This is a genomic window from Variovorax jilinensis (assembly GCF_030316885.1).
GTDB lineage: Bacteria > Pseudomonadota > Gammaproteobacteria > Burkholderiales > Burkholderiaceae_C > Variovorax > Variovorax jilinensis.
The window spans coordinates 370,410-394,427 of record NZ_JASZYQ010000005.1 but is presented as its reverse complement, the minus strand read 5'-3'; the positions used below and the strand labels follow the sequence as shown (position 1 = coordinate 394,427).

Genomic DNA, 24,018 nt, shown 5'->3' with positions numbered 1-24,018 from the left:
GGATCGCCTCGCCCTTGCTCAGCGCAACAGGCTCAGCACCGTCTGCGGCAGCTGGTTGGCCTGCGCCACCATCGCCGTGCCGGCCTGCTGCAGGATCTGCGAACGCGACAGGTTGGCCGTTTCGGCCGCGAAGTCGGCGTCCTGGATCCGCGAGCGCGAAGCCGACGTGTTCTCCGAGTTGGTCTGCAGGTTGGTCACGACCGAGGTGAAGCGGTTCTGGATCGCACCGAGGTCGGCACGCGTGCTGCTGACCTGGGTCAGGGCCGCGTCCACGATCTCCAGCGCCTTCTGCGCGCCGGCCACGGTCGTGATGTCGAGGTCCTTGGCGAAGCTGGAGCCCGCGGCCGCGAAGGTGGAGGCCGTGGTCGACAGGCCGCCCGTGGCGCCGCCGACGACCGTCAGGTCCTGGTTGGCCTTGATGGTGGTCAGGGTCACGGCGCCGGTGGTGGCGTCGGCCGTGGCATAGACGCCGGTCTCGCTCATCTTCGCGTTCACCGCGGCGGCCATGGCCTTGCCGGTGACGGCACCGGTGTCACCGACAGCGATGGCCACCGTGTCGATCGCCACGCCGTTGATGGTCACGCCGCTGACGTTGCTGGCCGTCGCGGCGGGGCCGGCGGCGATGGTGCCGGTCGTGGCGGCAGCGAACTTGACGTTGCCCAGGGCGCCGGCCGTGGTGTTGGCGATCTTGTTGACGGCGATGGTCTGGCCCGCGTTGGCGCCGACCTGGAACAGCTGGCTGCTGAACGAGCCGTCGAGCAGCTTGGTGCCGTTGAAGTCGGACTGCTTGGAGACGCGGTCGATTTCCGAGACCAGCTGGTTGACTTCGGCGTTGAGGGCGGTGCGGTCCGAGGCGGAGTTGGTGGCGTTGGACGATTGCACGGCGAGTTCGCGGATGCGCTGCAGGTTGTTGGCCACTTCGCCGAGCGAGCCTTCTGCCGTCTGCGCCAGCGAGATGCCGTCGTTGGCGTTGCGCACCGCCTGGTCCATGCCCCGGATCTGCGAGGTCATGCGGTTGGCGATCGCCAGGCCGGCGGCGTCGTCCTTCGCGCTGTTGATGCGCAGGCCGGAAGACAGGCGCTGCATGGAAGTGGCCAGCGAGCTCTGGCTGGCGCCGAGGTTGCGCTGAGCGGTGAGCGAGCTGATGTTGGTATTGATGATCGAGGCCATGGAAAGCTCCTTTAACTGTTTAACGGCATCTCTGCCAATGTCATGCCAGCAAAGAGGCTGGCTGCCTGGCGGATCGCATTCGTGACCCGTTGGGTTGGTTTTCGGTTCGAGCCGGCCGCGGCTTGAGCCCTATATTTTTTCGTCTGCACCCTCAAGATGTCCTGCGCCATGCCGAAGAACATCGCGCGGGCCTCCGAATGCGTGTGGGGGAATGACCACGGGTTTGTGCGGAGTGCCAACTAATACCAACTTTTAGAAACATTTTTAAAAAATGGACGGTTACGTGGCTTAAACGCTGATTTGGAGGAAATCGAATCGTTTCGTATTCAGTGCGAGATGCGCGATGTCCGAATTCCGTATTAGTTCAGTCAAATTTGCCGCTGTTTTGACCGTCCAATTCAATGAAAACGCACAGATAAATAGCCAGATTAGTGACATTTGTTTACAGGTTAAAGTTTTCTCAAGTCGACGCAGAAACCTTCAACCCACCCGGGACTTGTCCCTCGAAAGTAAACAGATGACCAGCGAGCAGATCCTTGCCGAGATCCGTGAAGCCAACCTCACCTACCTGATGCTGGCGCAGAGCCTGATCCGGGCCGACAAGGCCCAGGCGCTGTTCCGCCTCGGCCTGCCGGAAGAATCGGCCGACCTGATCGCGGCGCTCTCGCCGGCTCAGATCATGAAGATCGCCTCGGGCAGCATGCTGCTGTGCCGCTTCCGCGCCGACGACGACATGGTCTGGAACCTCCTGACGCACCACAACCTCGGCAACCGCACGGCCAACGACGCCACGACGCGGCTGCACGCAGGCATCGTGATGGCGGGCCGCTACGCGGCCGAGACGATCGCCCCCTGAACACGCGGAGAAAGAGCCATGGCGACTTCCAAGAGCGTGCTGGGCGATTCGCGCCAGATCGGCCGCGCCGTCAGCCTCATCCACCTGGGCGCCCGCCTGCAGGTGCTCGAGAGCGAGACCGAACTCTCCTACGAGCGCCTGCTGCGGCTCTACAAGGAAGTGGCGGGCAAGTCGCCCTCCAAGGGCCAGCTGCCTTTCTCCACCGACTGGTTCCTCACCTGGCAGCCCAACATCCACGCGTCGCTGTTCCAGAACATCCATACCTACCTGGCCAAGACCAGCGAGCTGGAGCCGGTCGACGTGCTGATCAAGGCCTACCAGCTCTACAGCGAGCAGATCGAGTCCTGCGGGATCGACCCCCAGCTGTCGATCACGCGGGCATGGCGCCTGGTGCGCTTCATGGAAAACAAGATGCTCGACATGACCCCCTGCTCGCGCTGCGGCGGCCACTTCGTGACCGAGCCCTACGAGAACGCGAAGCACTTCGTCTGCGGTCTGTGCGAACCGCCGGCGCGGGCAGGCAAGGGAGCGGCGGCGGGTGGGATTCATCTGCAGTGAATTCTGCGACCGCGAGCCGCGGCCGATGACTCGAAAAGGGCGGTCCAACCGGCCCTGATCGACGGACGCCGGCGGCGGCGGCGCCTAAGACCCGAAAAGGGGCCCTGTTCGGGCCCTTTTTGCTGCACCGGCCGCATCGCATCGCGGGCCCAATCGCTGCATGCGCGGCACGTCGCCGCCAGAGCCGCCTTCCTCCGCCACCTGAACGGATCACCGCCCGCCCATGTTCGTCATCATCGGTTACCTCGTTGCACTGGGCTGCATCTTCGGCGGCTACATCATCCACGGCGGCAACATCCAGGTGGTGCTGCATGCGTTGCCGATCGAGATGATGGTCATCTGCGGCGGCGCCCTCGGCGCCTTCGTGGTCAACAACCAGCCCAAGGTGCTGAAGGCCACGATGCGCGCGGTGCCGACGGCCTTCAAGGGCTCGAAGTACACCAAGGCGCGCTACCTCGAGCTGATGGCGATGCTCTACGACATCCTGCAGAAGGCGCGCAAGGACGGCCTGATGTCGATCGAGAAGGACGTCGAGGCGCCGCAGGATTCGGCCATCTTCCAGAAGTACGCGACCGTGGGGCGCGACCACCACGTGGTCGAGTTCACCACCGACTACCTGCGGATGATGGTGTCCGGCAACCTCAACGCACACGAGATCGAGGCGCTGATGGACAGCGAGATCGATACCCACCACGAGGAAGGCCATGCACCGGTCGCGGCGATCGCACGGCTTGCCGGCGGCCTGCCGGCCTTCGGCATCGTGGCCGCCGTGCTCGGCGTGGTCAACACCATGGGCTCGGTCGGCCAGCCGCCCGCGGTGCTGGGCGGGATGATCGGCTCGGCGCTGGTCGGCACCTTCCTGGGCATCCTCATGGCCTACTGCATCGTCGAGCCCTTCGGCGGCCTGCTCGAGCAGAAGGCCGAGGACGGCACCAAGGAGCTGCAGTGCATCAAGACCACGCTGCTGGCGAGCATGCAGGGCTACAACCCCGCCACCGCCATCGAGTTCGGCCGCAAGGTGCTGTTCTCCACCGATCGGCCCAGCTTCGGCGAGCTCGAAACCTACGTGAAGAAGAAGTAGGCCGCGCGCCGAACCAGGAATTCCGACATGGCCACCAGCCCCGGCACCAAGAAGCTCCAACCGATCATTGTCAAGCGGGTGAAGAAGACCAAGCACGCCCACCATGGCGGCGCCTGGAAGATCGCCTACGCCGACTTCGTGACGGCCATGATGGCCTTCTTCCTGCTGATGTGGCTGCTGGGCTCGACCGCCAAGGGCGACCTGCAGGGCATCGCCTCCTACTTCCAGTCGCCGCTCAAGGTCGAGATGGCCGGCGGCTCGGGCGCCGGTGCCAGCTCGAGCATCGTCACCGGGGGCGGCAAGGACCTCACGCGCACGGTCGGCGAAGTGCGCCGCAGCGAAGCCAGCAAGGGCCGCGAGAGCGCGCCGCTGCAGATCGAGGACCCCAAGCGCGACCAGGCCAGGCAGGATGCCCGCCGCATGAGCGCGCTGCGCGAGAAGATGGAGGCGCTGATCGCCGGCAACCCCAAGCTGCGCGACTTCCGCTCGCAGATCCGGCTGCAGGTCACGGTCGACGGGCTCGAGATCCAGATCGTCGACGCGCAGAACCGACCGATGTTCGACACCGGCAGCGCGCTCGTGAAACCCTCGATGCGCGACATCCTGCACGAGATCGGCAGCGCACTGAACGGCATCGAGAACCGCGTCAGCCTGGCCGGCCACACCGACGCCACGCCCTACGGCAACGGCGACCGCGGCTACGGCAACTGGGAGCTCTCGGCCGACCGCGCGAATGCCTCGCGCCGAGAGCTCGTCGCAGCGGGCATGCCCGACGACAAGCTGGTCCGCGTGGTCGGCCTCGCGGCCAGCGACCTGCTCGACAAGGGCAACGCCCTGGCGCCGGTGAATCGCCGCATCAGCATCACGGTGCTGACGCACGAGGCCGAATCGAGGCTGCTCGGCACGCCGCGCATCGACGGCCCCGACGTGGTCGAGGCGATCAAGCAGCAGGTCGCACGCGGCCAGACGGGCGCGGTTGCTGCCGGCGCGCAGGCCACGGCCGCGAATTGACGGCAACAGCTGCCGCTGTTCGGTGCTTCTGAGGCCGATGCGCTCCGGACAATGAGCGCAAGACCCAACGCCTCGCCATGGAATCCAGCAGTCAGGACAAGAAACTTCCCGCCACCCAGCGCAAGCTCGACCAGGCGCGCCGGGACGGCCAGGTCGCACGCTCGAAGGACCTGCCCCACCTGGCCGTGCTCGGCACCGGCGCGGTCGCGCTGCTGCTGCTGGCACCGACCGGCTTCGAGCAGATGCGAAGCGCGCTCGCGCAGGCGCTGCACTTCAACGCCGCCAGCATCGCCCAGCCCGGCGACATGCTGCAGCGCCTGACCGTCCTGGGACTGCTGGGCCTCGTGGCCTGCGTCGCCTTCGCCGCCATCGTGGTGGCCGCCGCCATCTCCACCACGGTGGCCACGGGCGGCTGGGTCGCCAGCCTCAAGTCGATCACGCCGGACCTGGCCCGGCTCAATCCGCTCTCGGGCATCGGCAACCTGGTCTCCAAGCAGCAGCTGGTCAACGTCGGCAAGCTGGTGCTGCTGTCCGCGCTGCTCGGCATCGTCGGCTACATGTTCGCCGCGGGATCGCTGGTCACCATCGCGCAGCTGGCGATGCAGCAGTCGCCTGCAGGCCTGGCCGCGCTCGGGGACTGGCTGGTTTCGGGGATGAGCCTGGTGATGCTCGTGGTGCTGGCGGCGGCACTGATCGACGTGCCGCTGCAGAACCACTTCCATCGCGCCAAGCTGCGGATGTCGCACCAGGAGGTGCAGCAGGAGCACAAGGAAGCCGACGGCAATCCGCAGATGAAGGGCCACCAGCGCCGCAGCGCGCGCGAGATGGCGCAGCGCAGCAGCATCACGGCGGTGCCGCGCGCCGACTTCATCCTCATGAACCCGACCCACTTCGCGGTCGCGATGCGCTACGACGAGGCCACCATGAACGCGCCGCAGGTTATCTCCAAGGGTGCCGACCTGCTGGCCATGAAGATCCGCGACATCGCCACCTCGCACGCCATTCCCGTGGTGCAGTCGCCGATGCTGGCGCGCGCGCTGTATGCCCATGCCGAACTCGACCAGCCGATCCCCGCCAGCCTCTACACCGCCGTCGCGCAGGTGCTGGCCTATGTCTATCGCCTCAAGAGCGCGCTGCGCGGCGAGGTCCCGATGCCGCTGACCGTGCCCGAGCCCTTCGTGCCGCCGGAACTCGATCCGCTGAACAGGAAGACGAACGAGGCAGGCGCCGAATGAACTTCGATCAGGTGAAGCAATGGCTCGGGGCCCAGGGCGCGATGTTCCAGCGCGCCGCGGCGCCGCTGCTGGTGGTGGCGATCCTCGGCCTCATGGTGCTGCCGATTCCGCCCTGGCTGCTGGACGCCTTCTTCACCCTCAACATCGCTGTCGCGCTGATGGTGATGATGGTCGCCGCCTACATGGTGCGGCCGCTGGACTTCGCCGCGTTTCCGGCGGTGCTGCTGCTGACCACGCTGATGCGGCTGTCGCTCAACGTGGCCTCGACCCGGGTGGTGCTGCTCGAGGGCCACACGGGGCCCGGTGCCGCGGGCGCCGTGATCGAGTCCTTCGGCCACTTCCTGATCGGCGGCAACTTCGCGGTCGGCCTGATCGTGTTCGCGATCCTGGTGGTGATCAACTTCGTGGTGGTGACCAAGGGCGCCGAGCGCATCGCGGAAGTCTCGGCCCGCTTCACGCTCGACGCGATGCCCGGCAAGCAGATGGCGGTCGACGCCGACCTCAACGCCGGCACCATCGACGAGAAGGAAGCCCGCCGCCGCCGCGCCGAAGTGGCCGAAGAAGCCAACTTCTTCGGTGCCATGGACGGCGCCTCGAAGTTCGTGCGTGGCGACGCCATCGCCGGCATCCTGATCCTGGTCATCAGCATCATCGGCGGCTTCACGATCGGCGTGCTGCAGCACGGCCTGCCGGTCGGCAAGGCCGCCGACACCTATGTGCTGCTCGCGGTGGGCGACGCGCTGGTGGCGCAGATCCCGGGCCTGCTCATCTCGGTCGCCGCCGCGATGGTGATCTCGCGCGTGGGCAAGGAAGAGGACGTCGGCCGCCAGATCGTGCAGCAGCTCTTCGCCTCGCCGCGGGTGCTCGGGCTCACGGCCGCCATCCTCGGACTTCTCGGCGTCATTCCCGGCATGCCGAACCTGGTGTTCCTGGTGATGGCGGGGCTGCTCGGCTATGGCGCCTGGGCCATCGCGCGCCGGCCGAAGCCGGCCGTCGACGCACCGCCGCCGCCGCCCGCTGCCGACGCCGAAGCCAGCTGGGACGACCTGCAGCCGGTGGACCTGCTGGGCCTGGAGCTCGGCTTCCGCCTCATCGCGCTGGTCGACAAGAACCGGCAGGGCGACCTGCTGGTGCGTATCAAGGGCGTGCGCCGCAAGTTCGCACAGGAGGTCGGCTTCCTGCCGCCGCCGGTGCACGTGCGCGACAACCTCGAGCTCAAGCCCAGCGGCTACCGCGTCACCTTGCGCGGCGTGATGGTGGCCGAGGGCGAGGCCTTTCCGGGCATGTACCTCGCGATCAATCCGGGCGGCATCTCGACGCCGCTGATCGGCACGCCGACCACCGACCCGGCCTTCGGCCTGCCGGCCCACTGGATCGAGGAGCGGCAGAAGGAGTCCGCGCAATTGGCCGGCTTTACGGTCGTTGATTCGCCGACCGTGATGGCCACCCATCTTTCACACTTGATGCAGGTTCAGGCAGCCCGACTGCTGAGCCGTACCGAAACCCAACAACTGGTCGAACACGTGAGCAAGCTGGCGCCCAAGCTGATCGAGGAAGTCGTGCCCAAGCTGGTGCCGCTGTCCACCTTCCAGAAGGTGCTGCAGCTGCTGCTCGAGGAATCCGTGCATATCCGCGACATCCGGACCATCGTCGAGACGCTGGCCGAACAGGCCGGGCAGACCACCGATGCCGCCGAGCTCGCGCGGCGCGTGCGCGTCGCGCTCTCGCCCGCGATCGTCCAGCAGATCTACGGCCCGACGCGCGAGCTCGACGTGATCGCGATCGAGCCCGGCTTCGAGCGGCTGCTGGTGCAGGCGCTGGCCAACGCGCAGGCGCCGGCGCTGGACCCCGGCGTGGCCGAGCTCTTCACGCGCACTGCGGCCGAGGTCGCCCAGAAGCAGGAAGAGCAAGGCGTTCCGGCCTGCCTGCTGGTGCCCGACGCCATCCGCAGTTCCATCTCGCGCCTGGTGCGCCGCGTGGCGCCTCGCCTGCAGGTGCTGGGCCACAGCGAGATTCCCGAAACCCACACCATCCGCATCGGCCCGATCCTCCGAGGTGCATCCGCATGAACATTCAACGATTCCTGGCTCCCACCTCGCGCGAGGCACTTGCCAAGGCCCGGGCCGCCTTCGGCGATGCCACGCTCATCCTGTCGAACCGCCAGGTCGCCGAAGGCGTCGAGGTCGTGGCCGCCACCGAAGCCTCGCTCGCGCGGCTCGATGAGGAAGCGCAGTCCCGCACGACGGCTCGCGTGGCTGCCGCGCAGGCCCGCCCTGCCGCGCAGCCCGAAGTCGACGCGCCGGCCGACGTGCCCGGAATCGACGCCGGCGTGCAGGCCGACACCGAGCAGCTCGCGATGAGCACGCTGTCGTTCCAGGACTACGTGCGCGAACGCATGCTGCGGCGCCAGCACGAGGCCGCCCAGCCGGTGGCGAGCGCGGTTGCGCTCCAGGCCGAGCCGGCGTCCCCACCCGTGGTGCTCGCCACGCCTGCACCGGCGCCGGCCCCGATGCCTGCCGCTGCCGCACCGGCGCGCACGCCGCATCCGTCATCGTCTTCGCAGGACCGCTGGCAGCTGCCCGATCCCGACGAGGTGCCTACCGAGACCATGCCGCTCGAGCTGTCGCCCGCGGCGCCCGACGTGCTGTCCGAGATGCGCGCGATGAGGCGCCTGATGGACGAGCGCTTCTCCGCCCTTGCATGGCTCGGCCAGGCCCGCCAGGACCCGATCCAGTCGAACTTCATGCTGAAGCTGGTGCGGGCCGGCTATTCGCCCGGACTCGCGCGCTCGGTGCTGGAGACCATGCCGCAGGGCCTGGAGCCCGTCGAGGCGGTGCGCCGGCTGCTTGCGGACCTGGAGGGCCGGCTCGGCGGCTCGTCGCCCGTGACCTCGATCCCCGAGGAAGGCGGTGCCTTCGCGCTGATCGGCGCCACCGGCGTCGGCAAGACCACCAGCGCGGCGAAGCTGGCCGGCCTCGGCGCCCGCCTGCACGGCCCGGGTGCGGTCGGACTCATCACGCTCGACACGCAGCGCGCGGGTGCGCCCGAACAACTGCGCGCGCTGGGCCGCAGCCTTGGCGTGGTGGCACACCTGGCACCCGACCGCGCCGCGCTGCAGGACCTGCTGCAACTGCTGGCCAAGAAGAAGCTCGTGATCATCGACACCCCCGGCGTCGCGCCGCACGACCCGAAGCGCCCCGAACTGCTGGGCCTGCTCGACCTGCCCGGCATCAAGCGCGTGCTGGTGCTGAATGCCGGCGCCCACGGCGACACGCTCGAGGACGCGGCGATCGCCTTCAAGCTCGGCGAGACGCGCCAGGCGATCGTCTCGAAGGTGGACGAAGCGGCCAAGCTGGGCCCGGTACTCGACGTGCTGATGCGCCATCAGTTCGCGGTGCGCGGCGTGAGCAACGGCCAGCGCGTCGCCGAGGACTGGCGCGCAGGCGACGCGCGCTCGCTGGTTCGGGCCTCCATGCAGGCCACGCGCCGCTCGGCCTTCGACCCACGCTCGGCCGACCTGCCCTGCTATTTCACCGCGGACGAGTGCGCCGCCGCCTGAGCGATCACGCCATGCTTGCCGCCGCCCACGTTTCACAGATGTACAACCCCCAGGGCCGACTCGACCGCGACGGATTGATTCGCCAGTACCTGCCGCTGGTGCAGCGGCTGGCCCACCACATGATCGCCAAGCTGCCGGCCAACGTGCAGCTCGACGACCTGGTGCAGGTCGGCATGATCGGCCTGGCCGATGCGCTGTCGCGCTTCGAGGCCGACCAGGGCGTGCAGTTCGAGACCTTCGCAACCCAGCGCATCCGGGGTGCCATGCTCGACGAGCTGCGTGAAGGCGACTGGCTGTCGCGCGGCTCGCGCAAGAGCCAGAAGCAGATCGAACAGGCCGTGCGCCGGCTCGAGCACCGCCTGGGCCGTTCGCCGGCCGAATCGGAGATCGCGGCCGAGCTCGACATGCCGCTGGCCGAGTACCAGGCGCTGCTGGGCCGCGTGCGTGGCACCCAGCTGGTCTATCTCGAGGACATCGGCGGCGGCGACGACGACTCCGACGGCTTCCTCGATCGCCACGCCGCCGATACCGAGGCCGATCCGATGAGCCTGCTGAAGGACCAGCGGCTGCGCGGCGCGCTGGTCGCCGCCATCGAGAGCCTGCCCGAGCGCGAACGCCACATCATGGGCATGTACTACGAGCAGGACATGAACCTCAAGGAGATCGGCGCCGTGCTCGGCATCACCGAGTCACGCGTGTCGCAGCTGCACAGCCAGTCGATCGCGCGGCTGCGTTCGAAGATGCGCAGCCACTAGGACTGACGCTGTTCGTCGGGCATCGCGCGCCGGTTCGAAGCGCGTGGCGCCGGGCGCCGCACGGGCCGCGCGCATCGGAAGAATGCTTTGCCGGCCGAATGCGGTTCTGCTCACATCTGCGCAGGGCGACTTCCTACATCGGAGCGCGCGCGGCGACGCCCGGAACCAGGCAGGCGCGGCATTAAATTTCAAGCGCCCATTTCGCAGCGCCGCGGCCCGATCCATCGCCCTTCCCCTCTCCATCATGAGCCAAGCCACCGCCCCTCTGCCCCAGCACTTCGAGCCCACGGGCGTCCCGGGCCTGGACGAGGTGATGGAGGGCGGCCTGCCTGCCGGCCACCTCTATCTCGTCGAGGGAACCCCGGGCGCGGGCAAGACGACCCTGGGACTGCAGTTTCTCCTGCAGGGGCGCGCACTGGGCCAGCGAGGCCTGTACGTCACCTTGTCGGAGACGTCGGGCGAGCTTCGGCAGGGGGCACTTTCCCATGGCTGGGAACTGGAGGACATCGAGATCTTCGATCTGGTGAGCGACGAAGGCCTGAGCGCCGAAGCCGAACAGAGCATCCTGCAGCCCTCCGACTTCGAACTCGGCGAGACGATCCGCGGTGTCATGGCGCTGGTCGAACGCGTGCGCCCCGAGCGCGTGGTGTTCGACAGCCTGTCGGAACTGCGCCTGCTGTCCCAGAACCCGCTCCGGTACCGGCGGCAGATCCTGGCGCTCAAGCGCTTCTTCCTCACCCAGCGCTGCACCGTGCTCATGCTGGACGACAAGTCGACCAGCGGAGGCGACATGCACCTGCACAGCATTGCGCACGGCGTGATTCACCTGGAACAGAACACCGGAACCTACGGACCCGACAAGCGTCGGCTGAGGGTGGTCAAGCTGCGCGGCGTCAAGTTCCGGGAGGGCGAGCACGATTTCAAGCTGGATCGGGGCGGGCTGCAGGTCTTTCCGCGTCTGGTAGCCAACGAGCATGGTCGCGAGCATTCGAGCGAACCGGTGAGCTCCGGCAATGCGGAACTCGACCGTCTGCTGGGTGGCGGGTTGATGCCGGGCAGCAACTACCTGTTTGCGGGGCCGGCAGGCGTCGGCAAGACCACCACCGCGGTGTGCTGTGCGCGCGCCGACATGCAGCGCGGGGGCAAGGCTGCCTTCTTCCTGTTCGACGAGGGCATCAAGACGCTCCTGACGAGGTCTCGCGCGCTCGGGCTCGATGTGGATCAATACCTCGCCGAAGGCCGGCTGCTGCTGCACACGGTCGACCCCGCCGAGATCTCCGCGGGGCATTTTTCCCACCACGTGCGCGACGCGGTCGAACGCCAGGGCGTGACCACGGTGGTCATCGACACGCTCAACGCCTATCTGATCGCCATGCCCGGCAGCAACTTCCTCATGCTGCAGATGCACGAGCTGCTGACCTACCTGAACCTCCAGGGCATCACGACCCTCCTCGTCCTTTCGCAGCACGGGCTTTCCGGCGAGGCGCCGAACGACGTCGATCTGAGCTATCTCAGCGACTCGATGCTCCAGTTCCGTTACTTCGAAGCCCGCGGCCAGCTCCTTAAGGCGATGTCCGTGGTGAAGAGCCGCGCCAGCGCGCACGCGTCGACCATCCACCAGTTCAGGCTCGGCGCCAACGGCCTCGAGGTCGGCGAGGCGCTGACCGACTTCGAGGGGGTCATGACCGGTGTCCCGCGCTATCGCGGCCAAACCCTGCTCCTCGGCGACGTCGCGGGCTAGAAGCATGGAGAGTCGGATACTCGTGCTCGCGCCGTTCGGTCGCGATGCCAGGGTCATCAGCGAGGTGCTCGGCGCTCGACGGGTCGACGTGCACGTCTGCGACGACGCACGGATGCTCGTGCAGGAAATGGGCAAGGATTCGGCCGCGACGATCCTGACCGAGGAAACCCTGGACGAAAGCCTGGTGGATGCCTTGCGCGCGATGCTGGAGCAGCAGTCTCCCTGGTCGGATTACCCCTTCGTGGTGCTCGCGGCGCGGCATACCGTGCGGCGCACCGACCGTGCGAGGTCGGCCCTGCGGGAGCTGAGCAATCTGGTGCTGCTCGAGCGGCCGGTCAATCCCGACACGCTGGCCAGCGCGGCACAGTCGGCGCTCAGGGCGCGCCAGCGCCAGTACCTGACGCGCAAGCACCTGGCCGAACTGCAGACCTCCAAGCTCAACGTGGAGCAGGCCAACGACGCGCTCGAATCGCGCATCGCCGAACGCACGGCCGACCTCGCAAGCGCCAACGACCGCCTGATGCGGGAGATCCTCGAGCGCGAGCGCGTCGAGAACTCGCTGGTGCAGAACCAGAAGATGGAGGCCCTGGGACGCCTGACCGGCGGCATCGCCCACGACTTCAACAATCTGCTGCACGTCGTCAATCTCAACCTGCAGCTGATCGAACGGCTGAAGGTGCAGGAAGACCGTGTGCGCAACTACGCGCGCCGGGCCAAGGAGGCCGTGGACCGCGGGTCGCGCCTGACAGCGCAGCTGCTTTCCTTCGCACGCACGCAGAGCCTGGTGCCCAAGCTGCACGACGTGAACGAGCTGATCGGCAACATGGCCGAGCTGATCTCGATCTCCGTCGGCGCGCACGTGAGGCTTTCCCTGGCGTTCTGCGCCGAGCCGGCCTACGTCGTCGTCGATGCCGCGCAGATGGAAATGGCCATCCTGAACCTGTCGGTCAATGCGCGCGATGCCATGCCACAAGGCGGGACGCTGGAGATCCACACGACCATCGCGCCCTCGGACTCACCGGAAGGGAGCGATGGCCTCGCCCGCCCGCTCGGATCGGTCGATGTCGCCGTCCGCGACACCGGCACGGGGATCGCGGCCAACCTGCTGGGCAAGGTCTTCGACCCTTTCTTCACGACCAAGCAGCACAGTGGCACGGGACTGGGCCTGAGCCAGGTCTATGGTTTCACGCGCCAGTCCGGCGGCGAAGCCGTCGTCGAGAGCGAGGTCGGCGCCGGAACCACGGTGAGGCTGAGATTCCCACTCGCGCCCGCACCGGCAGGGGCCAGCGCCGAGCATGCGGTCGTCGGGCAGGCGACCGCGATGGCGGTGAAGGCCGAGATCCTGGTCGTGGAGGACGATCCCGGTGTGCGCCGGAGCATGGTCGAATGCCTGCAGGTGCTCGGCTTCCGCGTCCGTCAGGCCGCCGACGGGGCCGAGGGCCTGATCGAGCTGGAGAAGTCCAGGCCGGACCTGCTGCTGGTCGACTATCTGATGCCGCGCATGAACGGAGCCGAGCTGATCGAGCGCGCGCAGGCGATGTACGGCGACATTCCGATCCTGCTGGCCACCGGCTATGCCGACATGAATGCCGTCGAGCGCCTGATCGGCCCTCACTCGGTCCTGGCCAAGCCCTTCGATCTCGATACGCTGGGCAAGGCGGTGTCCGCGGAACTCCGGCGTCGCGACCTGCCGACGCGCCAGACGGCTAGCGGGGAATCCGGACGGTGAACACCACGTGGCCATCGACGTGGCCGTAGGCGATGCTGCCGCCGTGCGACCTGACGATGGCCTGGGCGATGTGCAGGCCCAGCCCGAGGCCGCTCTTGTTGCGTTCGTTGGGGCCCGTGCGGCGCTTGAAGGCGCTGAACAGGTCGGGCACCAGACCCGGGTCGATCGCGGGCGCGGCGTTGGCGACCCTGAGGACCACGGTGCCGCTGTCTTCTTCCAGGGTCACGCGCACGGGCTTGCCCGCCAGCCCGTGGTGCCGCGCATTGCTCACGAGATTGCCGACGAGCTGGGCCATGCGGTCCGGGTCGCCGACCATCGCTAGCGACTTCGGTGCCTGCAGCTCGATCTGGGAGCCGGGATAGGCCATCAGGGATTCGTCGATCGAATCTTCGAGCAGGCGCGCGATGTCCATCTGTACCGGCCGCATCTGGAGGCCCTGCCCGCTCTGCAGACGTGAGGCGTCCAGCACCTGACCGATCAGGCGCCCCATGCGGCTGCTCGATGTCTGGATGCGCTGCCCCAGGCGCTCGCCCACCGTGCTGCCCTCCGGCAGGCTGCGCTCGAGCAGCTTGGCCGCCATGGAGATCGATTGCAGCGGGTCGCGCAGGTCGTGGCCGAGAACGGCGATCAGTTCGGTGCGCGCCTTGTAGGTCTCTGCGTTGCGCGCGGCGCCGGCGCGGATCAGCTCGTCGCGCAACTGGTGCGCGAACTGCACCTCGGGCTCGCCCCAGGGCACGCTGGTGTCGCGCACGGTCTGCTTCCAGATGTCGAACGACCCGCGCGGTGTGAGGCGCGGGCCCAGCGGGCCGGAGACGTAGTGCTTCTCGGGCTTGCCGCCCCAGCTGATGGTCTCGATCTGCTCCTTGCGCGCCAGGACCAGCCAGCCGTTGTCGATGGCGTCGAAGCGCAGCGCCAGGAAGCCGCACCACACGCCGCACAGCGGCTGCAGGATCTCCGGGAGGCTGGCGCGCTCGTGCAGGGCCACGATATCGTCGCCCGCCTTCGCGCTGGTGAGCCAGTGCACCACCGCTGCCGCAGCCTCGTGGGGAATGTCGCCCGTGACCTGAAGGCGCGATTGCTCCGCGATGACGGTGGCCTGCGCCTCGAAGGCCACGGCCAGCGAATCGGCCTGGTCGGCCAGGGCGCTGAACGTGTCTTCGGCATGCAGCACGGCCTCGATCATCCGGCTGCGCAGCCTGGCGGCATCCGATGTGCGTACAGCCTGTTCGCGCGCGAGCAGGCTCTGCACGTTGGAGGACAGCACCTGCGCCAGCACGTCGCACGCCATGCGCACCGCGTACGACACCCGCAGCGCGGTGCGGTGATGGCAGGCCAGCATGCCCCACAGCCGACCGTTGAGGACGATCGAGATGCTCATGGACGCACCCACGCCCATGTTGCGCAGGTATTCGATATGGATCGGCGACACGCTGCGCAAGGTGCAATGGCTCATGTCGAGCGGCGGGAGGCTCGGGTCGGCCACTGCCAGGGCCACGGGATCCGCATGCACGTCCGCGATGAGGCGCAGGGTGTTGATGACGTAGAGCCGACGGGCCTGCGCAGGAATGTCGCTGGCCGGATAGCGGCGTCCGACGAAGGGTTCGAGCGACTCGTGACGCCGCTCGGCCACCACTTCGCCACTGTCGTCATGGCGAAAGCGGTAGGCCATCACGCGGTCGAATCCCGTGAGCTGGTGCACGGTTTCCACCGCCAGGCTCAGCAGCGCGTCCACGGTGCCCTGCCGCTTGAGCCGGTCCATGGCGCGATGGGCCTTGAGCGCAAAGTCGGACACGTTCTCCGCCGAGGCGGGACGCTCTTCGAACTCGGCGATCAGTTCGTAGCCCTGCCGGTGCACGATCAGATCGAAGAGCCGGCCGGCCAGCGCCACTTCCACGTTGGCTGGCCAATGATCGGCACCGGCGACGGCCGTGTCGTTCACCTCGTGAAGCGTCTGGTGCACCAGCGCGTTGGCCATGAAGTGCGCCGGCTCGAGCCGGGTACCCAGGACCGGCGCCGTGTCACCCAGCAACGCCGCCGTGTTCGCGCTCCGGCGGGTGACGGTCAACGTGGAGGCGTCGAACGCGATCAGCGTCCCGTGCGGCTGCACCAGGCCCGGAATGTGGATGGGCTCGCTGTCGCAGTTTTCTAGAGTGACGGTCTGGGTCATGAATGTCGGGGCCACGGCTGGTTGCCCGACCGCGAGGAGGTGACTTGAACGCTTTTCGCCACCGTGAGACCCTGCGCCATTCTGCCGCAACGGGCCCGCTGCGAGACACTCGCAGCAGGAATCGGTGCGCGCTCGGGAGTAGGTGGTCTCCTACGAAGCGCATACTGTGATCGATGCAACTCAGCCAGTTCATCAAGTCCAACATCGAACCGATCCTGGTCGACTGGGAGGCTTTCGCGCGAACGATGATCCCGCCGGCGGAGACCATGACGGCCACCGAACTGCGCGACCATGCGCGCGAGATCCTGCTCGGCATCGCCGACGGGATGGATTCGAAGCAATCCGAGCCCGAGCGCGAGGCCAAGTCCAAGGGACTGGCACCCCGCGCGCAGACCCCTACCTTCTCCTCGCAACATGGCGACCTGCGCCAGCGCGTCGGATTCGACCTTTCGCAGCTGGGTGCGGAATACCGGGCGCTGCGCGCCACGGTGCTCCGACTCTGGATGGCGACCGTCGACGTGGTCGACGGATCGGTGCTCGAAGAAGTGATCCGGTTCAACGAAGGCATCGATCAGGCACTCGCAGAGGCGATGGCCAGCTATTCGGAACGGGTCGCCAATTCCAGGGACACCTTCCTCGCCGTACTGGGCCACGACCTCCGCAACCCGATGAGCGCACTCGCTTCGTGTGTCCGGTTGCTCGGCTTGTCGACGGATCCGACGGCGCGCGATCGGACGCTGCGCATCGCCAGGCAGAGCATCGCCTCGATCAACGGGATGGTGACCGACCTGCTGGAATACACGCGCACCCGGCTGGGCCGCGGCATCGAGGTGAACCCCGAGGAAGGCGACCTGGCTGCGCTGTCGCGGGAAGTCTTCGACGAAGTGTCGACCGCCTACCCGTCCCGCGTGCTGCATGCCGAGATTCCCGATGCGGTGCACTTCGTCTTCGATGTGGCACGCATGCGCCAGGTTCTCACCAACCTGATGGTCAACGCCGTGCAGTATGGCGACGCCGCATTTCCCGTGCTGCTCCAGCTCACGCGAGACACGGACCGTGCCACGATGACCGTGCGAAACCAGGGGGTGCCCATCCCTCCGGACGCGATGCAGGTGATCTTCAATCCGCTGGTTCAGGTCACGGCCAGGCAGTCCCAGCCTCACGAACGGCCGGCGACCAGCCTGGGTCTGGGCCTCTACATCGCGCGCGAGATAGTGACCGGTCATGGCGGCACGATCGCCGTGAGCTCTTCACTGGAAGAAGGTACCGCCTTCAGTGTGCAGCTGCCCGGCTGACTAGGAAGACAAAGAAGCGCTCAGTCGCGCCGGCGCGCGGCCCACATCGACCTCTCAGGCCGGCCGCGCGTAGGTCGCATCCACCGGCGCCCTGAAGATCGAGGCCAGCGCGCGCTCCACCCCGACATTGCGGCGCGCGATGCTCTGGCGCTGAGTCGCCAGGCGCTGCGCCACGGCCTCGACCCGGCGGCGGAAGGCGTGGTCGAAGACCTCGGCCGACAGCGCCGCCTCGAGCGCACGGGAGAAGGCCAGCGTGACGTCGCGCAGCCGGTTGCTGGCGCGGGGCAGTTCGGCGGGATCGGCAGCCAGGAGGCCGGCATCGACGACATCGAGCGCCTGCTCGACCGTCAGCAACAGGGTTTCGGCGGTGTAGCGGGTATCGGGCATGAGGTCAGTTCCTGACGCGGGTCAGCATTTCCTGGGCGTTGGACAGCATCTTGTCGGCGATCGCGCCAGCGTCCACGGTGAAGGTTCCATTGGCGATGGCCGCCTTGACGGCAGCCACCTTGGCGCCGTCGATGCCGCTGCCGGCCGAGGCCGCGTCGAGCGAGCGAGCGGCAGCCGAGACCGTGACGGGCGTGCCGGCGTCGGCCGCCGATGTCGCGCCCGGCGTACCGGCCGCCTCACCGCCGCGCCCGCTGCGGGTGGCTGCCTGGGTCGCCGCCAGTGCGGCTTCGCTCAATGCTTGGATCTTCATGTTTCAACTCCAGCGCTCCTGCAACAGGAGCATCGTTGCTGTCATTTCGGCATCGGAAATCGGAACTTGAGGCTTTTTTTGCCGCCGCCTACATCGCCAGCCGGACGGTGCGGCCGTCCTGCACGACGCCGGTGGTCATGCGGCCACTGTCCATCCGCAGTCGGACGGGCTGCCCGACGACGCCCGGCGTCAGCGCCTGGGCGTCGGCGCTGACCTCGAAGCCGGCGCCCTGCGCAACCACCCTGACCTGCGCCCCGGCGGGGAACACCTGGGCCGGCTTGACCATGGATTGCCGCAGCGGCTGCCCGGCGGCCAGCGAGCGCGAGGCCGTCTGGCCGACCCACTGGCCCGGGTCCGCCACCACCGGCGACGGGTCGGCCGCCCAGTCGGCCTCGGCCTCGACCGCATCGGCCGCCGTCAGCACCGTGCCGGCGACCACGTTGTCGCGCAGCACCCAGGCCGGGCCCCAGGCCTTCACGGTGACCGGCAGGAACACGTTCCAGCGCACGCTGCCGTCGGTGCAGCGCAGTCCCAGGCGCGTGCGGCCCCACAGCCTGAGACCCACCGGCACGTAGGGTTCGACGTGGCCGCAGGGCGCCAGCCGCAGCCGGCTGTCGAGCGCACCGACGCTGACCTCCATGCGCAGAGGCAGGGCGGATGCCGACTGGGATCGGGCGACCGCATCGTCCAGCCATTGCTGGGTCGCGGCCACGAATCCGGGCGCCACTTCGGTGCCCTGCGAAGGCGCCTGCTGCGCGCGTGCGCCGCCGGCGAGCGACGCAATGAGCAGCGCCAGCGCCGGCCACTGCCGACGCAAGAAGGAAAAGGGAGGGGCCATGTTGCGCCTTGGCGGCAACAGCGCCGCGACTGAAATATAGGCAGCCAGCCGCCGCACAAAGCGCCGAACAGGCCGCGAATCCCCCCCTTCATCGACGCTTCCGGCACGGCGCCAGGTTCCAGAATTTCCCCACGGCCCGAAACGGCCTGCCACTCCCTTCAACCCGAGGCCCCGCATGCTGGACAACCTGACGAACTCACTGGACTTCCATGCGAAGGCGCTGGTGCTGCGCGCAGACCGCCAGCGCGTGATAGCCGGCAACATCGCCAACGCCGACACGCCGGGCTTCGCGGCCCGCGACTTCGACTTCGCGGACGCCCTGCGCAACGCCAGCGGCGGCCCGGGCGCGCAGGGCGCCCCGCTGCCGATGGCGCACAGCGCCGCAGATGGCGGCCGCACCGGCGGCCACATCCCGCTGGCCGGCGCCGCCGGCAGCGAGGCCGGTCTGGGCTACACGGTGCAGACCCAGCCCAGCGTCGACGGCAACAGCGTCGACCTGGACCGCGAGCGCGCCGCCTTCGCGGACAACGCCGTGCGCTACGAGGCCACGCTGCGCTTCATCAACGGCCAGGGCAAGACCATGCTCTCGGCCATCCAGGGGCAATGAACATGTCGATGTTCTCGATCTTCGGCATCGCCGGCAGCGCGGTCAGCGCGCAATCGCAGCGCCTCAACGTGGTGGCCAGCAACCTGGCCAATGCGGATGCGGTGGCGGGTCCCGACGGCCAGCCCTACAAGGCGCGCCAGGTGGTGTTCCAGACCGTGCCCTACGGCAGCGGCACCGACTCCGGCGTGCGCGTCGACTCGGTGACCGAGGACCAGACGCCGGGTCGCCGGGTGCACGAGCCGGCCAACCCGGCTGCCGACGCCGAGGGCTACGTGACCCATTCCAACGTCAACACGGTGGAGGAGATGGTCAACATGATCTCGGCCTCGCGCTCCTACCAGAACAACATCGAAGTGATGAACACCGCCAAGAACCTGCTGCTCAAGACGCTGCAGATCGGGCAGTGACAGCGGAAGACCCCATGACCACCACCAGCGCCACCGCCGGCATCGCCGGTTCGACCAGCACCTACAACATCAGCTCGAGCGCCACCGCGGCCGCGGCCGATGCCAGCACCTCGTCCGAGATCCAGGACCGCTTCCTCAAGTTGCTCGTCGCGCAGATGAACAACCAGGATCCGATGAACCCGATGGACAACGCGCAGATGACCACGCAGATGGCGCAGATCAACACGGTCACCGGCATCGAGTCGCTCAACGCGACGATGAAGAACATGGCCTCGCAGCAGGCCGCCTCGCAAATGCTGCAGGCCGGCAGCATGGTCGGCCGCAAGGTGCTGGCCGAGGGCAACACGCTGGCGATCGACGGCACGACCGCGGTCGGCGCAATCGAGCTTTCGGGCGCCGCCAAGGAAGTGAAGGTCCAGGTCTCGACCGCCAGCGGCCAGCTCATCGACACGGTGTCGCTGGGCACGCTCGAGGCCGGCCAGCACGGCTTCAGCCTCGACGCCTCGGGCTACCCGAGCGGCAGTTCGCTGACCTTCAAGGTGGTCGCGACGGCGGCCGACGGCAGCGCGGTCCCGACCACCTCGCTGATGCGCGACCAGGTCGTGGCCGTGGGCAGCAATGCCGACGGACTCACGCTGACCCTGCTCGGCGCCGGCACCACGCCCTACACGCAGATCCACAGCGTTCTCTGACACCGACATCGATCCCCATCTTCCAGGAGCACCTCCATGAGTTTCGAGCAAGCCCTCTCCGGCCTCAACGCGGCCAGCCGCAGCCTCGACGTGATCGGCAACAACATCGCGAACTCCGGCACCACCGGCATGAAGTCCTCGCGCGCCGAGTTCGCCGAGATCTATGCCAGCTCGGCCGGCTCGTTCGGCGGCAGCAACGTCGGCCTGGGCGTCGAGGTGGCTGCCGTGGCGCAGCAGTTCTCGCAGGGCACGCTGTCGGTCACCGGCAACGACCTCGACGTGGCCATCAACGGCTCGGGCTTCTTCCAGGTCAGGCAGACCGACGGTTCCAGCGCCTATACGCGGGCGGGCAATTTCAAGCTCGACAAGGACGGCAACATCGTCACCAACAGCGGCGCCCAGATCATGGGCTACCCGACCGACCCCAGCGGCGTGCGCACCAGCTCCAGCGTGCAGGCGATGCAGCTGCCGACCGGCACCCCGATCGCGGCGAAGCAGACCTCGAAGATGACCGCCGACATCACGCTGGACGCCAGCGCCGTGGTGGCATCGACCGCGGTGCCGCCCACGCCGCTGCAGACCTACGGCACCTCGCTCACCGCCTACGACCCGCAGGGGCTCGAGATTCCGGTGGGGCTCTACTTCACCAAGATCGCCAACAACAGCTGGGAAGTGCACACCAGCGTCAACGGCAGCGACCCTGCCGCCTCGACGCCCTTCACGATCAACTTCCTGACCGACGGACGCCTCGACCCGACGACCCCGATCCCGCCGCTGACGCTGGCCTCGCCGAACGATCCGGCGACCACCTTCCCGGTGACGCTCGACCTCGGCAAGATGACCCAGGTCAACTCGCGCTTCGCGGTCAACGATCTCTCGCAGGACGGCTACACCTCGGGCTCGCTGACCGGCATCAAGATCGAGGACAGCGGCATCATCACCGCCACCTATTCAAACGGCCAGACGCAGGCAGCGGGCCAGATCGCGCTGGTCAACTTCCGCAACGTGCAGGGCCTGGCACCCACGGGATCGGGCTACTGGCTGCAGACCGCGGCATCGGGTCAGCCGGTGCGCGGTGCTCCCGGCGAAGGCACGTTCGGGCAGGTGCGCTCGGGCGCGCTCGAGTCGTCGAACGTCGACCTCACGGCCGAGCTGGTCAACATGATGACCACCCAGCGCGCCTACCAGGCCAACGCCCAGACCATCAAGACCCAGGACCAGGTCATGTCGACGCTGGTCAACCTGCGCTGATCGCCGCCAGTCCCGACGCGCCATGGACCACCTGATCTACACCGCGATGAGCGGCGCCAATGCGGCCGCCCAGCGCCAGGCGGTGCTCGCGAACAATCTCGCGAACGCATCGACGCAGGGCTTCCGGGCCGAGCTGTCGACCTTCCGGGCGGTGCCGGTCCAGGGCGACGGCGCCACCACGCGCGTATTCGCGCTGCAGGCGACCGCGGGCTACGACAACTCGCCGGGCGCGGTGCAGCGCACCGGCCGCAGCCTCGACGTGCAGGCGCAGGGCCAGGCCTGGCTCGCGGTGCAGGGCCTCGACGGCACGGAGGCCTACAGCCGCTCGGGTGCGCTGCAGATCTCGCCCGCCGGGACCCTGGTCAACAGCTCGGGGCTCGCGGTGCTGTCCGACGGCGGCTCGCCGATCGACGTGCCGCAGGGCGCAGACATCTCCATCGGCAGCGACGGCACGGTGACCGCGAAGACCGGCGATCAGCCGCTGTCGACCGTGGGTCGCCTGAAGCTGGCCACGCCGCAGCCCGACGACCGGCTGCAGCGCAGCGAGGACGGCCTGTTCCGCACCGTCTCGCAGCAGCCGATCGAGAGCGACCCGACGGCCCGCCTGGAGACCGGCGCGCTCGAAGGCTCCAACGTCAACGCGGTCGAGACCATGGTCGGGATGATCGGCGCCGCGCGCCAGTTCGACGCCCAGATGCGCCTGCTCACCTCCACCGAGGCGTCCGACAAGTCGGCCGCGCAACTGCTTTCCGTGGGCTGAGGCCCGCCACCGTTCAGCACACCCCAAGGATCGCCATGATCAATTCGCTCTGGATCTCGAAGACCGGCATGGAAGCGCAGCAGACGCAGCTCGATGTCATCTCGAACAACCTGGCCAACGTCTCCACCACCGGCTTCAAGCGCGCCACGGCCGTCTTCGAGGACCTGATGTACCAGAACCTGCGCCAGGTCGGTGCCAACAGCACCGAGCAGTCGCAGCTGCCGACCGGCCTGCAGGTCGGCCTCGGCGTGCGCACGGTGGCGACCAGCCGCTCGTTCGCCCAGGGCAGCATGCAGCAGACCAACAACCAGCTCGACCTCGCGATCAAGGGCAACGGCTTCTTCCAGGTGACGCAGCCCGACGGCACCATCGGCTACACGCGCGACGGTTCCTTCCAGGTCGACTCGCAAGGCCGGCTCGTGACCTCCTCGGGCCTGCCGGTCGCCAACGGGATCACGGTTCCGGCCGGCGCCACCAGCGTCAGCGTGGCGACCGACGGCACGGTCTCCGCCACCGTGAGCGGCCAGACCGCGCCGCAGACCATCGGCACGCTGGCACTGGCCAACTTCGTCAATCCGGCCGGCCTCGAGCCGCGCGGCGAGAACCTTTACGCCGAGACCGCGGCCTCGGGCCAGCCCAACGGCGGCACCGCGGGCAGCAACGGCCTGGGCACGGTGATGCAGGGCTTCCTGGAGACCTCGAACGTCAACGTGGTTCAGGAGCTGGTCTCGATGATCCAGACCCAGCGCGCCTACGAGATGAACTCGAAGGCGATCCAGACCAGCGACCAGATGCTGCAAAAGCTGGCCCAGCTGTGAACACCCCCGTTGCCTGCCCACTTCGTGCAGCCGCCTCCCCGCTCGCGGGGGCGACACCGGCGGCCCGGCGAAGCCGGTTCCGCGGTGTCTCGCGGACGGGCTTCGCTGCGCTTGCCGCGGCGGGCGCCATCTCGATCCTGACCACCGGCTGCACCGCGATCGCCAACTCGCCGCAGGTCGACATGCCCGCCACCGCACCGGCCGCCGTGCCGGTGCCGGCCGCCGCGCCGCGCGCGCCGACGGGCAGCCTCTTCCGTCCCGCCGCCTACCGGCCGCTGTTCGAGGACCGGCGCGCGCACATGGTCGGCGACACGGTGACGGTGCTGATCGTGGAGAACGTCTCGGCCACCCAGAAGTCGACTTCCACCATCGACAAGAAGAGCAGCCTGAGCTCCAGCGTCTCGGCGCTGCCCTTCCTGTCGGCCAACTCGTTCAACCGCGCCAGTGCCGCCGCCACTTCGGCCAACAACTTCGCAGGTGCGGGTGGCACCGAGAGCGCCAACACCTTCTCGGGCTCGATCACCACCACCGTCGTCGACGTGCTGCCCAACGGCCACCTCGTCGTGACCGGCGAGAAGCAGATCGGCGTCAATCAGAACGTCGACGTGCTGCGCTTCTCGGGAACCATCGATCCGCGCGCGATCCAGGCCGGCAGCGTGATCAATTCGCTGCAGGTCGCCAACGTGCGCATCGAGTCGCGCGGCCGCGGTGCCCAGCAGGAGGCCCAGGTCATGCCCTGGCTCGGCCGCTTCTTCATGAGCGTGATGCCCTTCTGACCATGAACCATCCAT

The 24,018-nt window shown here is 68.1% G+C and carries 23 protein-coding genes; 18 read left to right on the top strand and 5 right to left on the bottom strand.

Going from position 1 to position 24,018, the window contains the following annotated elements; genetic code table 11:
- Nucleotides 1-18: 18 nt before the first annotated feature.
- Entirely contained in the window at nt 19-1,170 is a 1,152-nt protein-coding gene (locus tag QTH87_RS20120; protein ID WP_286611773.1) for a flagellin, read from the bottom strand.
- Nucleotides 1,171-1,687: 517 nt separating this feature from the next.
- On the opposite strand from QTH87_RS20120, the gene flhD reads away from it, so the two are divergent.
- From flhD to QTH87_RS20070, 10 genes are all read left to right on the top strand, one after another.
- Nucleotides 1,688-2,026 (top strand): flagellar transcriptional regulator FlhD, encoded by a 339-nt coding sequence (flhD, locus tag QTH87_RS20115; RefSeq protein ID WP_286611772.1) that lies wholly within the window; start codon nt 1,688-1,690, stop codon nt 2,024-2,026.
- 18 nt (nt 2,027-2,044) lie between these two features.
- The gene (gene flhC / locus QTH87_RS20110; protein WP_286611770.1) at nt 2,045-2,584 is read left to right on the top strand and encodes a flagellar transcriptional regulator FlhC; all 540 of its coding nucleotides are present in this window, start codon (nt 2,045-2,047) and stop codon (nt 2,582-2,584) included.
- Between the two features lie 223 nt (nt 2,585-2,807).
- The gene (gene motA, locus QTH87_RS20105) at nt 2,808-3,665 is read left to right on the top strand and encodes a flagellar motor stator protein MotA (RefSeq protein WP_286611769.1); all 858 of its coding nucleotides are present in this window, start codon (nt 2,808-2,810) and stop codon (nt 3,663-3,665) included.
- A gap of 27 nt (nt 3,666-3,692) precedes the next feature.
- Nucleotides 3,693-4,676 carry a flagellar motor protein MotB gene (motB, locus tag QTH87_RS20100; protein ID WP_286611767.1) on the top strand — a complete coding sequence of 328 codons (984 nt, stop codon included), beginning with the start codon at nt 3,693-3,695 and terminating at the stop codon, nt 4,674-4,676.
- Between the two features lie 77 nt (nt 4,677-4,753).
- On the top strand, nt 4,754-5,911 hold the full coding sequence (locus tag QTH87_RS20095; protein ID WP_286611766.1) for an EscU/YscU/HrcU family type III secretion system export apparatus switch protein: 1,158 nt from the start codon (nt 4,754-4,756) through the stop codon (nt 5,909-5,911).
- Complete coding sequence (gene flhA, locus QTH87_RS20090) at nt 5,908-7,980, top strand: flagellar biosynthesis protein FlhA (protein ID WP_444812817.1); 2,073 nt, start codon at nt 5,908-5,910, stop codon at nt 7,978-7,980. The genes QTH87_RS20095 and flhA overlap by 4 nt, the downstream gene beginning before the upstream one ends.
- Entirely contained in the window at nt 7,977-9,470 is a 1,494-nt protein-coding gene (gene flhF, locus QTH87_RS20085; RefSeq protein WP_286611765.1) for a flagellar biosynthesis GTPase FlhF, read from the top strand. The genes flhA and flhF overlap by 4 nt, the downstream gene beginning before the upstream one ends.
- Nucleotides 9,471-9,508: 38 nt before the next feature.
- Nucleotides 9,509-10,225: an RNA polymerase sigma factor FliA gene (locus tag QTH87_RS20080; RefSeq protein ID WP_286611763.1), complete on the top strand. Its 717-nt coding sequence runs from the start codon at nt 9,509-9,511 to the stop codon at nt 10,223-10,225.
- A gap of 244 nt (nt 10,226-10,469) precedes the next feature.
- On the top strand, nt 10,470-11,966 hold the full coding sequence (locus QTH87_RS20075) for an ATPase domain-containing protein (RefSeq protein WP_286611847.1): 1,497 nt from the start codon (nt 10,470-10,472) through the stop codon (nt 11,964-11,966).
- A gap of 22 nt (nt 11,967-11,988) precedes the next feature.
- Nucleotides 11,989-13,695, top strand: a complete 1,707-nt coding sequence (locus QTH87_RS20070; protein ID WP_286611762.1) for a response regulator — start codon at nt 11,989-11,991, stop codon at nt 13,693-13,695.
- Here the strand turns inward: QTH87_RS20070 and QTH87_RS20065 are convergent.
- Nucleotides 13,673-15,862 carry an ATP-binding protein gene (locus QTH87_RS20065; RefSeq protein WP_286611761.1) on the bottom strand — a complete coding sequence of 730 codons (2,190 nt, stop codon included), beginning with the start codon at nt 15,860-15,862 and terminating at the stop codon, nt 13,673-13,675. The two genes, QTH87_RS20070 and QTH87_RS20065, sit on opposite strands and share 23 nt — an antisense overlap.
- 173 nt (nt 15,863-16,035) lie before the next feature.
- On the opposite strand from QTH87_RS20065, the gene QTH87_RS20060 reads away from it, so the two are divergent.
- Nucleotides 16,036-17,157: a sensor histidine kinase gene (locus QTH87_RS20060; protein WP_286611760.1), complete on the top strand. Its 1,122-nt coding sequence runs from the start codon at nt 16,036-16,038 to the stop codon at nt 17,155-17,157.
- Nucleotides 17,158-17,211: 54 nt separating this feature from the next.
- Here QTH87_RS20060 and QTH87_RS20055 read toward each other — a convergent pair whose 3' ends face one another.
- The 3 genes from QTH87_RS20055 to flgA all read right to left on the bottom strand — a co-directional run bounded on the left by QTH87_RS20055 (nt 17,212) and on the right by flgA (nt 18,692).
- The gene (locus tag QTH87_RS20055; protein WP_286611759.1) at nt 17,212-17,544 is read right to left on the bottom strand and encodes a hypothetical protein; all 333 of its coding nucleotides are present in this window, start codon (nt 17,542-17,544) and stop codon (nt 17,212-17,214) included.
- A gap of 4 nt (nt 17,545-17,548) precedes the next feature.
- Nucleotides 17,549-17,854, bottom strand: a complete 306-nt coding sequence (gene flgM / locus QTH87_RS20050) for a flagellar biosynthesis anti-sigma factor FlgM (RefSeq protein ID WP_286611758.1) — start codon at nt 17,852-17,854, stop codon at nt 17,549-17,551.
- 88 nt (nt 17,855-17,942) lie between these two features.
- Nucleotides 17,943-18,692 (bottom strand): flagellar basal body P-ring formation chaperone FlgA, encoded by a 750-nt coding sequence (gene flgA, locus QTH87_RS20045; RefSeq protein WP_286611755.1) that lies wholly within the window; start codon nt 18,690-18,692, stop codon nt 17,943-17,945.
- A 175-nt stretch (nt 18,693-18,867) separates the two neighbouring features.
- Between flgA and flgB the strand changes: the two genes are divergently transcribed.
- From flgB to QTH87_RS20010, 7 genes are read left to right on the top strand one after another with little or no spacing between them, the layout of a single operon-like run.
- The gene (gene flgB, locus QTH87_RS20040) at nt 18,868-19,299 is read left to right on the top strand and encodes a flagellar basal body rod protein FlgB (RefSeq protein ID WP_286611754.1); all 432 of its coding nucleotides are present in this window, start codon (nt 18,868-18,870) and stop codon (nt 19,297-19,299) included.
- Nucleotides 19,300-19,301: 2 nt separating this feature from the next.
- Complete coding sequence (gene flgC / locus QTH87_RS20035) at nt 19,302-19,706, top strand: flagellar basal body rod protein FlgC (protein WP_286611846.1); 405 nt, start codon at nt 19,302-19,304, stop codon at nt 19,704-19,706.
- Nucleotides 19,707-19,720: 14 nt separating this feature from the next.
- Nucleotides 19,721-20,398: a flagellar hook assembly protein FlgD gene (locus QTH87_RS20030; RefSeq protein WP_286611752.1), complete on the top strand. Its 678-nt coding sequence runs from the start codon at nt 19,721-19,723 to the stop codon at nt 20,396-20,398.
- A gap of 36 nt (nt 20,399-20,434) precedes the next feature.
- Nucleotides 20,435-21,649 carry a flagellar hook protein FlgE gene (gene flgE, locus QTH87_RS20025; protein ID WP_286611750.1) on the top strand — a complete coding sequence of 405 codons (1,215 nt, stop codon included), beginning with the start codon at nt 20,435-20,437 and terminating at the stop codon, nt 21,647-21,649.
- A gap of 22 nt (nt 21,650-21,671) precedes the next feature.
- A complete protein-coding gene (gene flgF, locus QTH87_RS20020) occupies nt 21,672-22,409 on the top strand; it encodes a flagellar basal-body rod protein FlgF (protein ID WP_286611748.1) in 738 nt (245 codons plus the stop codon).
- 35 nt (nt 22,410-22,444) lie between these two features.
- Nucleotides 22,445-23,227 (top strand): flagellar basal-body rod protein FlgG, encoded by a 783-nt coding sequence (flgG, locus tag QTH87_RS20015; protein ID WP_286611747.1) that lies wholly within the window; start codon nt 22,445-22,447, stop codon nt 23,225-23,227.
- A complete protein-coding gene (locus tag QTH87_RS20010) occupies nt 23,224-24,003 on the top strand; it encodes a flagellar basal body L-ring protein FlgH (protein WP_444812816.1) in 780 nt (259 codons plus the stop codon). The genes flgG and QTH87_RS20010 overlap by 4 nt, the downstream gene beginning before the upstream one ends.
- Nucleotides 24,004-24,018: the final 15 nt, after the last annotated feature.